Source organism: Legionella sp. ST3F1 (assembly GCF_048553315.1).
Lineage (GTDB): Bacteria > Pseudomonadota > Gammaproteobacteria > Legionellales > Legionellaceae > Tatlockia > Tatlockia donaldsonii.
Map to the genome: position 1 here is coordinate 24,654 of NZ_JBLZIO010000015.1, position 13,825 is coordinate 38,478.

A 13,825-nucleotide genomic window follows, 5' to 3' on the forward strand; every position below is an offset into this window, starting at 1 on the left:
TCATTGTGAATTATATAATATTGTAATGTAGGTCTGTTATCCAATCCTTTTTAAAACAGCGATTAATTGCCACTATAAATTGATTTTAAATGTTTTTTGATAGTCTATCGCTTTGCCATCCAAAAGACGTTCGATATGCGGGCGTATAATGTCTAATTCGGTTGATTTAAAGCGATTATCGGGAAAATAGACATGATTCATCGCCTGTTTCTTTAATATCGATTTATCTTGTTTGAGAGCCAACTTCACAAATGGCAGGAAAAATAGTTTCTTTATCCAGCCAGGGAGCCAGTTTTTTCGATAACTGATAAGGAAAAAAACCTGATGTTCATCTGTCGAAGTAGCAGGGCTTAAGAAAAAGGTAAAGGCAACCGTTAAATGCTGATGACTGTGGTATTCAAGCTCGGCAATTAAGGGCAAGTGGAAACGGCCGATAGAACATTTGCGATTTTTTTCAAAAAGGGAGCTTACCCAACCTGATTGTTTCGGTTCGTTGTCATAACGTATTTCAGCACTCACTTGATTCACATTCAGTGTTGCTGTTACTGATTGTCTTTGATCATCATGCCGGAGTAACCCTGCATGGACAAAATGAGTATGAGTAGCATCCAACACATTTTCCAGAATGTTTAATACCTCTCCTTGTAATTTTAATTGGAGTAAATGCGAATGATATTGTCTTGTTTGCAGGGCAGGAATTTCGTACAGAGGTAAGGTATCCTCATTTTTTTCCAGGCAAACAAAAACCAAACCTAGATGCGTTTTTGTGGGGTAAGCAGGCACGCGTTTATTGGCACAGTTTATTTTAGCTAAACCCGGAACATCGATACACTCGCCAGAGGTATTAAAACGCCAACCGTGATAGGCACATTGCAGTACCTCGCCATTTAATTTGCCGGCGGATAAAGGCGCACCGCGGTGCGGACAAAAATCCTGCAAGGCAACAATTTTTTCCTTCACACGAAAGATGACCAACGGCATCCCAAACAATAAAAAGCGCTGTGGACGAGAGGAAATTTTTTTGACAGGCCCAATTGGCAACCATTGGGTTTTTAATTGCGATAAGTTCATAATTTGTACCTTTTCACAATGGGGACAAAGAGCCAATTTAATAGCACCCTTATGGCTTTCCAGGTGAACCGTCTATAAAGTGGTAAATGCTTGATGTAGATCGCTGAATATTCTATGAAGGGTTGACCGCCACGTAATAATTTAAACTCCGAGGCACCAGAGCTTAGGTTTAAACAGCATCCCTTTTTCTCACTATAATCGAGTATCAAATAGATCAAAATTCGATACAGTGCGTTTTGATTCGGTAGATGGGTGTTGTATCCGACCAGGGGCGCAGTAATGACCTTTTCGCTTTCAAAAATGCCGATAACCCCTTGCAAAACACCAGCTTGATCCCTCAAACCAAACATCGTTAACAATTGATTTTTATGCCAATACTCAATCAGCTTCTCACTAAATTGAGGGTTGTGCTGTGAATATTTTTCCAAATAGAGCTTATTATAAAGAGTAACGATAACAGGATAATCATTGTGGCTAATTTGTTCATGGCTAACCAGCTTGTAGTTGCCTTTCATCAAAGCACGACGATCATTTTGGGTATTATTTCTTTGTTTAAAATCGCATAATTTGGAGTCAAAAATATAGACTTGCCGCGATGCAACCAGCATGAAATCCAATTTGGCTAATTGTTGGATTAGCGCTTCATTGGTATGTTTATTCAATGAGCGATACATGATTGCATGTTGCGGGTATAAAGACTGAATTTTCTTTCTTGCTTCTTCAGCACCATCACCCTTCCAATCAGGATAGGGATTTGTCGATAACAAAAAATTATTAATACAGAGATTCTTATTAATCTCGCCCAGCCGGAGCAACTTGCCCAGTGTTTTCATAAGGAGGCTTAAAAACAGGCGTAACGGGTAATTTTTAATTTTGAAAAGTTCATCCTGACCATAAGTCACAAGGGCGTTATAAGGAGAGCAAACGTAGGATGAACGATATTCTTTTTCATTAATGGTAACTGGAAATACAAAGCCCCCCATTTCTACTGTCATCATTTTGGTTTCAACATTTGAGATCCATTCGTTGCTGGCTGAAAGGACAAATGGGTCACTGTATTTTAGGCTTTTGTCATTAAAGTTCATGGCTGTTATTTTTCACCATTAAATTCAATATCATCAGTGGATGCGCTGTGGAAATTTTTCTTCTCTTTAATCATCCGTAATAAAATATTGCTAAGGGTAATCATGCTTTTTAGGCCAAGCCAGGGATAAGCTTTATCTTTTAAGATATCATGTGCTTTTTGATAATCTGCGATAAACCGTTTTGGATCTTTCCGTAAATATTTTGAGCCATGCAGCTTCATCCCAAGTCCAAGCATAAAAGGTTGTACCGGTAACTGGTAGGGTTGTCGTTGTCCGTCTAAAAGGTCAGACCAGTTAATTTGTTTAGCAATAAGATGAAAGCCGCTCGTGGCTCTTGGATTACATTCTAAAACAAAGGCCTTGTTATCCTCTAAAATAAAATCAAAAGCAATTTGTCCGTTAAATTTATAATTCGCACAAAAAGTCTTAATAAACTGGGTAATGGACTCTATGTCAACCGGTTCAAAATAAATGCCCGCCGCAGGACCTGCGGTGTATTTAGGATGATAGCAAGACTGTATTAATACGTCTCCCTCATGAGCAATGGCATAAGCGCAATATTCTTTGCCGCTTAAAAAGCGCTGCGCGAGATAAGGCACCTTAAGCGGCAATTCATCAATTGTCTTTTGACTCGGCTTGATAATGACATGGGAACCAAAACGGGAAAAGACTGGTTTTAAAATGATCGCTTGATGCGGTGGAATTTTTTTCTTGTCTTCTTCAACCGTCAATAACCAGCTTTCTGGGGCAGCCAAACCATATTCATGGATCAGTTGATTAAACGCATATTTGTTATGTAGTTGATTTAAACGCTCAAAAGGTTCACATAATAATCTGGTGTACCTGGATAATTCGTCATGTCCCTGGCTAATAAAAAAAATTTCTTCACAGGTAGGAATAAGCAAGTCAATTTTATTATCAATAAGGATGGTTTTGAGGGCATTGAGAAAGTTGGCTGGATTGCGATTGGGTTTAGGCAGGGTGAAATGTTTTCTCATTCCCTTAACAAAGCGTCCCAGGGGAAAGTTCATGCTATCCGCGCTATACACGTCATGACCTTGACTAAGCAGGCTTCGCATAATATCCATGCTCGCAGGAGCACGACTGCCAGTGACAAGTACGTTCATTTATTTTTCCTCGTTAAATCGACGCCTTCAAAAGTATCCGCTATGGCCTTAAACCTGGATTGGATCCGTCGCCGTTTGCTGCCTGATGGTTGTTCTTCATAATCCTGCCATTGCCAGGTTGGGATCAAACAGTTTTTTTGTTTGAATAACTGATTTAAATGATCGATGAGTAGTGTTTTATTTTCTGGCTCAGGAAATACCCGGATACTAAATTGATCCAGTGTCAATTGAACAATATGGTAATCCTCAAAATCCAGCGGACTGCCAGCCATTTTCTGACGCATGGTATCGGCAAAAATGGGGATGATTTCAGACCCTCGCTTACCATAGAGGACATCATCAAGACGACCTTCAATAGCAGTTAATTCCGTAAAAACAGCGTCTGTTTTTTTTGCTACAAGCACATCATCCAGACGATAGCGAATCACGGGTTGTGTTGTTCTAAGTAAATCAGTCACGATAGGAACAAAACGAGTCCCATCGAGCCATTCTTTTTCAATAATTAAAAACTCTTCATTCATCACTAACGCATTGGTTGTTTTGTCGCTAATAGCAAGAAATCCCTCTGTGCATTGATAAATTTGGGTAACTGGCTGATTAAACGCCTTGCTGATAACGATCTCATCGCTTTTTTCCAATACTTCAGCAACAGAAATTATTTTTTTCGGTGGTTGGATAGTAAGACGATGCCTTTGTTTAGCGAGCATCAATAAGACACTGGCAGGTGCCGATAAAATGGTTGGCTGAATAACATTCAGCTTCTTGATATGTTGATCCAAATCATCAAGTAAATCAAAAAAATAAAATTTGATTTTTTTGCTTTTACCAAGATGTGTATACAATTGATTATTTGCCCGTAAAAAGAAGGCTATTCGTTCTTCAGTCTTTAATCCATCAGGCAATGCTTTGGCAAGAATAGTTCCCACCCAGGCATCACGTTCTCTTGGGCTAGTCAAAAATAAACCTCTTGAGCCTGAGGTTCCTGAGGATAAGCCCACTGCGATATCATTCAAGAGTGGTGAAAAATCCCGCGTTGTTTCTGCTTTTAGCGCAATAGCGAATGCGTCATCTTTTTTAATTTGCCTTGTATTGATTTCATCAAAATGTTCCATCATGAGATGTTTATTAATAATTGGCCATTCCTGGAAAGGCTTATCCAGATAGTTGCGATAAAACGGAGAATTTTTTAATGTGCTTTTAGCGAGTTTATTAAATTGTTTTTTTTGATACTTAAGTAATTTTTCACGCGAGTTTAAATAGGTTTTCAGAAAAATAGTTTTGTAATAGTAATAAAGGATGCGGATTATCATGATCGTTTTTCTCTAATCCGTTCACGTGTATGGAGGCAATGTGTAGGGATGATATCGAGGTCTAGATTTTGTTTATAAAGCAAATGAAGATTGGCTATGGTTTGGATGTATTGTTCCTTATTATCGTGAACCAAATAGGTCAGGTTACTGGGATAAATCAGTTCCTCGTAGGCTTCTTGATGCCAGCAACTGTCGGCGATTAAAAAAGTAGCTTTTTCAGCTTTAAAATACAGTCCAATTTGACCTTTGGCATGTCCTGGTAAGGGAATAGCGAAAACTTGCTTATCGCCAAATAAATCAAATCCGCTAGTAAAAGGAGAAAGTTCTTTTTCCAGGGTGACTTCCTCTTTGCCAAGTACAATCAGGCGTTCATAAAAATTCTTGGGCAACAAGCCGGGTAAAAAACCTTGTAACAAGGCTCTAAACCCTTTCTTGGATTTAACATCATGAATAGCATCCTGGTGGCAAATGAATTTTGCCTTCGGAAAATCCCGTAAGCCGCCAATATGATCAGCATGGAAATGTGAGATCACAATATAATTAATATCCGTTGGCTGAATGTTGATTGCAAGGAGTTGCTGTTTAAGTGATTGGTTCAAAGTAACGGGGGTTAAACGTCGGTACAAGGAATAGGGAAAATACTTGGTAAGATGAAAAAAGCGTGCACTATAGCCTGTATCAAATAAAATATAACCCTGCGTTTTGTGCTTTATTAACGCACAGGTCGAAGGGTATTCCCGTTGTTTGAACTGCCCCTTTGTCATGGTCATTCTTTCGCAATGACGGCAAGAACCCACTTCAAATAAGTGATAGCTAATCATAAATCTTGATACCATTCAGCAAACATCTCAATACCCTGTTCAATATTGAGGAGTGGTTTATAGTGCAAGTCCTGTTTCGCAGCATCAATGTTGAGGGTTTGCCCTAACGCTAATACACCGGCACTATAACAGGTAAGTGGCGGCTCTTGCTTTAAACGGAATAAGCGATAGAAATTTTCTAAACAATACGCGATTACCCTGGCACGTTGATAAGGTAGGTAGTTAACTTGCAGTGATTTGTGGAGGGCTGTAAAAACCATTGATAAAATCGCTATTAGCGTTTTAGGTTCGTCATTCGTGATGTTGTATTTTTTGCCTTCCACGTTGTTACTGGCAGTTGCTGCCAATACTAAACTTTCTACAACATTATCCACATAAGTAATATCGATGATGTTGTGACCATTGCCAATAACCGGTAGCACACCCTTTCTTTCTGATTGTAAAATTCGCGGGACAATAGCGAGATCGTAAGGGCCAAAAATTGCACGGGGTCGAATGGTGATAACCCGTAAATTTTTCTTTTGGTAAGCCTCATCAATGAGTCGTTCAGCCAATAGCTTGGTCTGTATGTAGTGATTGGCTGGTTTTCGGGGTAACGGTGCATCCTCTTTAATACCGTGCTTTTCCGTAAAATCAAAGTAGATACTCGGCGATGAAACATGTATTAATCGAGCATGGCTGGGCGTTGCTTCAATAATATTTTGAGTACCAATCACATTGGCTTGATAAAACTCTCTGTAGGCGCCCCAAATACTTGAGCGGGCCGCACAATGAAAAATAAGATCAGCGTTGGCCGATATTTTTTTTAGTTTCTCTTTTTCTGCCAAATCCATAGGAATAAATTGGGCACCAAGTTGAGAAACAATTTTGCCAAGATGTTCATTGCGGCCCAAAGCAATCACATCGTGTCCTTCTTGTATTAAGCGCCTGGTTAAATTTAGCCCCAGGCAACCGGTTGCCCCAGTAACAATCGAAATCATGTTAATATTCCATAATCATGCCGCCGGAGGAAATCCCTGCACCAGTTCCCATAAAATAGATTAGATGGCCTCGTTGCAATTTTTTGCTTTCAATAAGGGAGTAAAGAACCGTAGGGATAGAGGCAGCCATTTGATTGCCATGCGTTGCATAGATATCAACAAATTTTTCACCAGGGATACGAAGATTTTTACGGACATGATGCATGGCGAGTTTGCTGGCCTGATGAGGTATAAACCAGTTAATCGCATCCATGGTTAACCCTGCTTTGTTAAATACGATTTCTTTAGTATGGGCAACTAACCGGCTTGCTAATTTAAATACTTTTTTACCATCCATATCAAATACTGCGTAGCGTTGATGCTCAGGATGAGATGGAAGAATACGAGTACCTCCTGCTTCCAGGCGACAGTAGGTCGAACCGATACTATGAGTCTCCATGTGTGTACTAAGGATTCTGCTTGTACCCTCACTTTTTTCTATAATACAAGCAGCGGCACCATCGCCAAAAATGGTACAGGTTTCCATATCCTGCCAATTAAGGCCAAATGAAGGAATATCGCTTGATACAATAAGTGCCCGCCTGAAACGCCCTCCCTCAATTAAGTAACCGATCGTCTCCAAAGCGGTTAAAAAACTAAGACAAGTGCTGTTGATATCAAAACAGGCAATTCCTGAGGTCTCTAGCCCTAACTGCTTTTGAATTAAGGCCGAAGTAGATGGAATAGCCTGTTCACCCACACCGCAGGCACTAACAATCACATCAATATCCGTTAATTTGAGATGGGCATTTTTTACAGCCTCAAGAGCAGCTTGTGCACCCATATAAGAGGTTGTTTCGTGAGGTGAAGCAAAATGGCGGGATACAAGACCAGATTTTTTTTCTACACTACCAGGGGATAAACCGAGTGTTACATCCAGTGCTGATGATAAAACCTTATTCTGAGGTAAATATTTCCCCATACCTAGAATCCGAATACAAGGCATAGTTCGTCTTTTTGATCGAAAAGAATAAATTTTAACCAAAAAGAAAATTATATTCTACTCCTCTTTACGTGACGTCAGGATATAGAACGCTATCTCTATGAATTTTAATAATTTCCTATTTTGGAAAAGGCATGAATTTTAGGCAACCCCAGATGCTTGAAAAGAATGTAACCCCTTTGTGGTTAACAGCGCTCTCAAAACCAGCTATCAAAACATTGTCCATCCTCCTGTTTGGGTTTGTCTTTTAGCTCGCTTGTCTTGATCGCTCTTTATAGAAGAACATGCCTGGCTATTGCCACTGGCGTCACTTGTACTTCCCTGTCTGGAATATTAGTCGACACCTTGTCCCTTTAAATTCACCAAAAAGAATAAAATTATACAGTTTGGACATTATTTGCGATACCAGGCGTGAATGACAAAAATTTACGCGCTATTTAAATAAAGATAATGCTGGATTAATATTGAAAGATATTTAGTTAATTGCGATAACAAAGTAATATTATCTATGAGCCAAAATTTACTTCTAATCAGCAAGAATAACTAAATAATGAAAAAGGAATGAAACACTTTATGAAAGGAAAATTATTCTTGAAATATATCAATAGATTACTAAATTTATTCCTTTGTTTAGTACTTTCAATGAATTGTTTTGCTGCCAATAGTGAAGCACAACTTGTTAAAAAAATTTATGATATCGAGAAAAGATCGAACGCTGTAATCGGTATTACAGCCATTCATATCGAGAAAAATAAGGTCATTGGCCATAATGGAAACAAGCGTTTTTTTATGGCAAGTACCATCAAATTACCCATTGCCATCGCTTTTTTGCATCTTGTTGATCAAAAGAAGGATTCCTTGAATCGTGTTGTTAACTTAGGCTTGAACAATGTTGTCCCCGGTTCTGGAACGTTACATTATCTCTGTGAAAGAAAAAAAATCCGTATGTCACTCCAGCAAATACTCAAATATATGATGGCCAATAGTGATAACAGCGCAAGCGATACCCTGCTTCAAACCGTGAATGGACCAGCCTATGTCACCAAGCGTATGCATGCACTGGGGTTCAAGAATATTGTGATAAACCGTTCCATTATTGAAATGATGATGGATACCAACCATGTTCATCCTTCGTTGAAGCAACCCCGTAGTGTCTATTCCTGGAAAAAAATATTTAACAGGACCCCTCTTAAAGAAAAAATGTTGGCCTGGCAGCGTTTTGAAAAGGATCCCCGGGATACAACAACACCTGCAGAAATGGCAAAATTGCTAGTCAAAATATATAAAAATGAAGCCCTTTCAGAATCCAGTACTAAGGTACTTATGGATATCATGGAGAAATGCAGAACAGGTAGAAGTAGAATAAGAGGCCTGTTACCTCCGTATGTAAAAGTAGCTCACAAAACCGGGACATGGGCAATCGATGAGCCGCAATATATCAGGTATCCTGGCTCCAACAAACTTTTCCGTTTTGTCAGTGACGTTGGAATTATTACCTTACCTAACAATAAAGGACATATCGCTATCGCCGTTTATGTTAAATCACGGGCAGTCAGTAATTACACCCGTAGTCGAGCCATAGCGCTGGCCAGTCGTGCTATATACGACCATTTTATGGCACAAAAATAAGGCATATTGACCAGCCCGATTACCCACCCTCGTGCAATCCAGGGATAGATTCCCCCTTTTTCAAGTTAATATCATTTTGTCAGTCATGGGACTCTAACAATTTAGTAAAACGCCCCAAAAAACCCTAAAAATGGTCGCCATTAAACCTGGATGAGCCATTTTTTTGCAATTATTCGTGGTGTTTAACTTGATTAGGAGAAGAAAATGCCACGATTAGCCCAATTAACATTTCAGAGAATCTTAGGTGCGGGGAATTTCGGAGAAGTATCCCTGTATCTGAATGAACAAGATGGCCAACAATATGCGGTAAAAAGATTCATGTCTCGCCGATACAGGGAAAATGAGTTTTACTCTACTGCCGAATCTGAAATGCGGAATTTCAATCATTTCATTCAAAAAATGGGTATTCCTGTCCACGATGCCTTTATTGATAATGACCAATTAATTCTTCCATTTTTTACCGGCAAAAAGCCAAACTGGGAACAAATACAAACTAGTTTAAAAGAAATGTATGCAAAAGGTTTTGTCATGGGCGATCCGAAACCAGATAATTTTATGCATACTCAATATGGTTTAATGCCGATTGATTTTGGCGGAGTTTTTGATATCGAGGACACGCAATTTCAGAATGATGCGCTGGCACGTAATTTCGTTGTGAATGCTTTATCCCGTTATACAGAAGCCTTTACTGAAAACGATCTTTTCGATGCTTATTGCAGTCTCAGTTGTGCCATGGATTTTGACCGCGAAGAACAGGAGGAAGAGGAAGAAGAAGCGATCGCTTTGGCCAATGAGTTTGATTTGCCTGGGGAGATTAATACACTTCAGGAGACAAATCAGCCTCTGTTGAGTAATTTTGAAGTAGAAAAGGAGGTTATCCCGCAAAAATCTGCCTCGCCTAAATTGTCTGCAAACGTTCAGTCTTTTTGGCATCATGCCAAAGAGCAAGACAAACCAACTCAACAAGCCAAGAGTGCCTGCTGTACAATACTCTAAAGAAGGCCTGCGGCATTCCGCATTACAGTGGGTAATGCGGAATTTTTTTTTGAAGCCTGAGCTATTGTCAGAAAAGCAACACCACTGTTCCTCCTCTATGACTTAGCGGATGAGGAATCAAGTAGTAGTGAGTGCGGTCTGATATTCATCGACAGGTTCTGCATCTGCGCGATACCCTGTCCTGGTAAAAATAATGAGATCGGTTGATTTCTCTAGTGAGTGATCAATAAACGCATTGACAACCTTGTGCATATCAGTTTGTTCATCGATCTCAGCGCGTGTTAAACAGGTTAAAAGATAAGATATTTGTTCTTTTACTGATAAATTAGGAAGTTCATAATACCCTTTCGCTATAGGCGATAACTGTAAACTAACTTTTTCTCCAGTGACTGTTACTGAGAAAAGAGGCTCAAACGTCAGTAAAGCGCCGCCAACAGATTCCAACAATACATCAAGTTTATCCCCTTTAAATTGAATCATTCTTCTCATTGTATGACCTCCTCTCCTAATGAAACTGTCTATTGTTTAACTTATCCACTAACCGTATTCGCCTCGAATACTTAATCCAAACACTGCGTGTTAGCAAAACCCTCGGCTCCAGAGCGGGTTTTATTCATGCCGCTGCTTGAGTAAGCAAACGTATAATTATCGATATAACATTGTAATGAATTTTTTGCGTAAAATTTTGAAGCTTCATAATCACTAAGCATCATGGCTGTTTTTTTTGCTTCAAATTTGGTTTTATTCATCCCGTTATAGGCATAGGCAAATTTATAGGCAAGCTTAAAGACCTTAAAGTAGGCTGCAGGACAGGTCTTACTGGTTATCAGGCTGGCAAATTTTTCTGCTTCCGAGGAGATGTCATTTAAGCCATCAGAACTATAAGACCATTTATAGGCCTCTTGAAATACCTCCGATTTAATACCACAGGTTGTATCATTAGGTAGACTGATCACTGCCTCAATTTGATTGGCTAAGTCATCGGTCATTTTTCGTTGTTCAGGGCTTAATGAATATTCAATGTAATACATTTTTTCAGCCAGCCTGTATAGTTTTTCATATAAACTGGTTGTTGATGCCATACCTGTTACAGAGAGAGTACTTAACGCTATAAAGACTAATTTGTTTATCAATTTCATTGCTATCCTATGTTTTGCACTGAGTGGTCTAGACTTTAAATTAAATTGTAATGAGGGTCGTACTAGCGAATTAGATAATTGCACAAAACGCTATAATTTTGAAATGAATTAAGTATTCGCCCGAAATAGCGGTGTCCTGAATACAGGGTATCGAACACGTATTGGTTACTATTTGAATTGCTTGTGTTTTGTTTTGTCTATACTTTAACTATTGCTTTGTAGAGGTGGAGTGCGATGGGCGGTCAGTTGCATTTAAATAATGGCCATCCCCAGAACAGGGACAATACTTGTGTTTCAGGTTACACAAAGGGGAATGAAAATTATGCCTTGAGTAATTTCGAGGATAATGATGGTAACGGGTATGATTTTCATGATCCTGATATTGGGCCCGTCCATTTCCGCACCTCTGAACATTACCTGCATTTCCAAAAACTGACACCTGCCGCCAAGCAAGAGCACCGTCGAATCTGGGAGAATACTCAGAGCCCCGGTGATATTTTAGATTTGAATAAAAAAATTCCAGCTGAAGAATTGCGCTATCAATTTCCTGCCGGACAGGCTTCCCCTGAATGGGATAGAGATAAAGTGGCTATCCAAATGCAAATCAATGCAACAAAATATGCACAATCTTCAACATTTAGGAATTCTATCCATAAAGCCATTGAGATAGGCAAGGGATTTAACGATGGGCAAGGGGCTGCTGTTATCATTGAAGATACCAGTACTGCTAAACGAGTTGAAAAAAACTGGGGGACAGGTCCTGATGGGAGTGGGACAAATATTTTAGGAAATACACAGACCGCCTTTGCAAACATGGTTGCAAGTGGCCAGGTTAATGTTGCCGACAGGATACCTTCATTACAATCGATAAAAAGTAATCCTTCTGCAAAAACAAGTTATGACAATGCAGAGCACCAATTCAAATCTGGTTTTCAAAAAACACTGATACAGACTCGTAAACAAGCAGCCGCCCAGCGTGGCCTAAGCCCAGACCATCTGACCGTTGACACATCGCAGTTGGGCGGCGGTTTGGTAGTTCCCGCGACAATAAACGGACAGGCTAGCCAAACCCCAACAAGCGATGATGCCCGATTTACACAACTAAATCGAAAAATGCATTCTGCTCATCCAACGATTAACCAGGGAGCTCCATCACATGCATCAGGCATGACTTTTTCCCCAATTCCCGTTTCGATTGAGAATGCCGGCTGGAGTGGACTGAAGGATGCCTTACATCAACAAAAAATTCCTATGGTATCAGGTGGAAAAACAATTTTTGACCATTATCTTGCCTCTTCTACAAGTGATAAAACTAAAATTGAGGCCACCCATTTATTGACAAGCCACGCCATAAAAAGTGTCATGGGCGATTTAAATACACAAAGCCAAATGACCGTCGTTGATAATATTGGCAAATCGACCCCCACCGTAAAACACGATCCTCAAGCCATTAAAATAAGATTCAATAGTACGGAAGAGGCGCAGGCGTTTGCAAAGAAATTAGCAGAGCAAGGCATTCATAGTCACACCTTCCCTGGTCAAATGAAAACCCCTCAGGGTAAAGATAAAAATTGCATTTTTCTAACCCAACGTGATTTAGAAAAAATAACAGAAAACTCCAAACTCGCGTCTAAAGAGTCAGTCGCGCATGGTTATCATGCGATTGTAACCGATTACAAGCAAAACGATTTAGAGGCTTCTCAAGACAAGCAGTTAGGAGGACATATACCCTAACGTCTAATCAGTGGCCCTGACGAAAAGTCTGCCGAGTTGGACTACCAATTATAACGAGTCCTGATGTAGGATACGGTTAACTCTATAGGGTTTCTTATAAAAAACGTCGACAATTCGGGCTGTTGCAAAGGGAGGTGCTCTTATGATCTGTTCGAATAAAACCTTGTTTCAGGTAGGAGTGCTTTGTGGCTTTCTTGATAAAGTCTATGAAGGGGATCACAGCCTCGCTCAAATCATGAAAAAAGGAACTATGGGCATAGGTACTTTTGACGATGTCCATGGGGAATTAATTGGATCGGACGGTGAATTTTATCGGATCATTGAAGATGGCATCGCTCGGCCTGTCGATCCGCAGCAAAAATCCCCCTTTGCCTGGGTAGTGGACTTTGAAGAAACACATCAATTTTCCCTGGAAGATATTAAAAGTTTCGAGCATTTTTCAGCTGAATTTGACAAACAAGCCCCCTCACTCAATTACATTTATGCTTATCGTTTTGAATGCTTGATGGATAAAATGGAGTGTCGGACAGAGTCTTGTCAACCAAAGCCTTTTAGGCCTCTTACAGAAACGATGCCGGGGGTGCAAGTCAATTTTTCTTATAGGCAGGTAAAGGGGTTGATCTGCGGGTTTTTCTTTCCTTCCTACATGGCAGCAATAAATATTCCAGGACATCATATGCATTTTTTAGATCGAACTCATAGGACAGGAGGCCATGTTTTTGATTTTGCATTTAAGAAAGCAATGATTAGTGTTTGCTGCATTAAAAATTATGAAATTGCGTTAATTGAGTCAGAAGCATTTAAAAATTTTAATAGCCAGGCTCAAAATCTGGAACGGGCAACCCATTTGATTGAGAAGCAAAGAAAATAGTACCAGGCTGCGATAAATTATTAAGTTTGCTTAATGTTTTTACGTTTTATCAGTTAAAGTATTAAAAAATTATTTAAAGT

At 39.6% G+C, this 13,825-nt stretch carries 13 protein-coding genes; 4 read left to right on the forward strand and 9 right to left on the reverse strand.

The window, feature by feature from the left end; genetic code table 11:
* Nucleotides 1-72: 72 nt before the first annotated feature.
* The 7 genes from ACN4Z1_RS10940 to ACN4Z1_RS10970 form a co-directional block, all read right to left on the reverse strand.
* Nucleotides 73-1,071, reverse strand: a complete 999-nt coding sequence (locus ACN4Z1_RS10940; protein WP_228363069.1) for an aromatic ring-hydroxylating oxygenase subunit alpha — start codon at nucleotides 1,069-1,071, stop codon at nucleotides 73-75.
* Nucleotides 1,068-2,069, reverse strand: coding sequence for a hypothetical protein (locus ACN4Z1_RS10945; RefSeq protein WP_228363070.1), 1,002 nt, complete (start codon nucleotides 2,067-2,069; stop codon nucleotides 1,068-1,070). The genes ACN4Z1_RS10940 and ACN4Z1_RS10945 overlap by 4 nt, the downstream gene beginning before the upstream one ends.
* 92 nt (nucleotides 2,070-2,161) lie before the next feature.
* Nucleotides 2,162-3,283 (reverse strand): ATP-grasp domain-containing protein, encoded by a 1,122-nt coding sequence (locus tag ACN4Z1_RS10950; RefSeq protein WP_228363071.1) that lies wholly within the window; start codon nucleotides 3,281-3,283, stop codon nucleotides 2,162-2,164.
* Nucleotides 3,280-4,593, reverse strand: a complete 1,314-nt coding sequence (locus ACN4Z1_RS10955; RefSeq protein ID WP_228363072.1) for a F390 synthetase-related protein — start codon at nucleotides 4,591-4,593, stop codon at nucleotides 3,280-3,282. Before ACN4Z1_RS10955 ends, ACN4Z1_RS10950 begins: the two co-directional genes overlap by 4 nt.
* Complete coding sequence (locus ACN4Z1_RS10960; RefSeq protein ID WP_228363073.1) at nucleotides 4,590-5,414, reverse strand: MBL fold metallo-hydrolase; 825 nt, start codon at nucleotides 5,412-5,414, stop codon at nucleotides 4,590-4,592. Before ACN4Z1_RS10960 ends, ACN4Z1_RS10955 begins: the two co-directional genes overlap by 4 nt.
* Entirely contained in the window at nucleotides 5,411-6,394 is a 984-nt protein-coding gene (locus ACN4Z1_RS10965) for an NAD-dependent epimerase/dehydratase family protein (RefSeq protein ID WP_419388140.1), read from the reverse strand. Before ACN4Z1_RS10965 ends, ACN4Z1_RS10960 begins: the two co-directional genes overlap by 4 nt.
* Before the next feature lies 1 nt (nucleotide 6,395).
* Nucleotides 6,396-7,379, reverse strand: coding sequence for a beta-ketoacyl-ACP synthase III (locus ACN4Z1_RS10970; protein ID WP_228363075.1), 984 nt, complete (start codon nucleotides 7,377-7,379; stop codon nucleotides 6,396-6,398).
* A gap of 558 nt (nucleotides 7,380-7,937) precedes the next feature.
* On the opposite strand from ACN4Z1_RS10970, the gene bla reads away from it, so the two are divergent.
* Nucleotides 7,938-9,005: a class A beta-lactamase gene (gene bla, locus ACN4Z1_RS10975; RefSeq protein WP_228363076.1), complete on the forward strand. Its 1,068-nt coding sequence runs from the start codon at nucleotides 7,938-7,940 to the stop codon at nucleotides 9,003-9,005.
* A 204-nt stretch (nucleotides 9,006-9,209) separates the two neighbouring features.
* Entirely contained in the window at nucleotides 9,210-10,001 is a 792-nt protein-coding gene (locus ACN4Z1_RS10980) for a hypothetical protein (protein WP_228363077.1), read from the forward strand.
* 117 nt (nucleotides 10,002-10,118) lie between these two features.
* On the opposite strand, the gene ACN4Z1_RS10985 is transcribed toward ACN4Z1_RS10980, so the two are convergent.
* Both ACN4Z1_RS10985 and ACN4Z1_RS10990 read right to left on the reverse strand, forming a co-directional pair.
* On the reverse strand, nucleotides 10,119-10,490 hold the full coding sequence (locus ACN4Z1_RS10985) for a hypothetical protein (protein ID WP_228363078.1): 372 nt from the start codon (nucleotides 10,488-10,490) through the stop codon (nucleotides 10,119-10,121).
* A gap of 71 nt (nucleotides 10,491-10,561) precedes the next feature.
* A complete protein-coding gene (locus ACN4Z1_RS10990; protein ID WP_115222444.1) occupies nucleotides 10,562-11,140 on the reverse strand; it encodes a hypothetical protein in 579 nt (192 codons plus the stop codon).
* Between the two features lie 234 nt (nucleotides 11,141-11,374).
* Here ACN4Z1_RS10990 and ACN4Z1_RS10995 point away from each other — a divergent pair, with 234 nt between their 5' ends.
* A complete protein-coding gene (locus ACN4Z1_RS10995; RefSeq protein WP_228363079.1) occupies nucleotides 11,375-12,874 on the forward strand; it encodes a hypothetical protein in 1,500 nt (499 codons plus the stop codon).
* 142 nt (nucleotides 12,875-13,016) lie between these two features.
* Entirely contained in the window at nucleotides 13,017-13,745 is a 729-nt protein-coding gene (locus ACN4Z1_RS11000; protein WP_228363080.1) for an acetolactate decarboxylase, read from the forward strand.
* Nucleotides 13,746-13,825: the final 80 nt, after the last annotated feature.

Bases quoted from the DNA above. Each gene is read 5' to 3' on its own strand.
- ACN4Z1_RS10940 (WP_228363069.1), bottom strand. From the start codon at position 1,071: ATGAACTTATCGCAATTAAAAACCCAATGGTTGCCAATTGGGCCTGTC.
- ACN4Z1_RS10945 (WP_228363070.1), bottom strand. From the start codon at position 2,069: ATGATGACAGTAGAAATGGGGGGCTTTGTATTTCCAGTTACCATTAAT.
- ACN4Z1_RS10950 (WP_228363071.1), bottom strand. From the start codon at position 3,283: ATGAACGTACTTGTCACTGGCAGTCGTGCTCCTGCGAGCATGGATATT.
- ACN4Z1_RS10955 (WP_228363072.1), bottom strand. From the start codon at position 4,593: ATGATAATCCGCATCCTTTATTACTATTACAAAACTATTTTTCTGAAA.
- ACN4Z1_RS10960 (WP_228363073.1), bottom strand. From the start codon at position 5,414: ATGATTAGCTATCACTTATTTGAAGTGGGTTCTTGCCGTCATTGCGAA.
- ACN4Z1_RS10965 (WP_419388140.1), bottom strand. From the start codon at position 6,394: ATGATTTCGATTGTTACTGGGGCAACCGGTTGCCTGGGGCTAAATTTA.
- ACN4Z1_RS10970 (WP_228363075.1), bottom strand. From the start codon at position 7,379: ATGCCTTGTATTCGGATTCTAGGTATGGGGAAATATTTACCTCAGAAT.
- bla (WP_228363076.1), top strand. From the start codon at position 7,938: ATGAAACACTTTATGAAAGGAAAATTATTCTTGAAATATATCAATAGA.
- ACN4Z1_RS10980 (WP_228363077.1), top strand. From the start codon at position 9,210: ATGCCACGATTAGCCCAATTAACATTTCAGAGAATCTTAGGTGCGGGG.
- ACN4Z1_RS10985 (WP_228363078.1), bottom strand. From the start codon at position 10,490: ATGAGAAGAATGATTCAATTTAAAGGGGATAAACTTGATGTATTGTTG.
- ACN4Z1_RS10990 (WP_115222444.1), bottom strand. From the start codon at position 11,140: ATGAAATTGATAAACAAATTAGTCTTTATAGCGTTAAGTACTCTCTCT.
- ACN4Z1_RS10995 (WP_228363079.1), top strand. From the start codon at position 11,375: ATGGGCGGTCAGTTGCATTTAAATAATGGCCATCCCCAGAACAGGGAC.
- ACN4Z1_RS11000 (WP_228363080.1), top strand. From the start codon at position 13,017: ATGATCTGTTCGAATAAAACCTTGTTTCAGGTAGGAGTGCTTTGTGGC.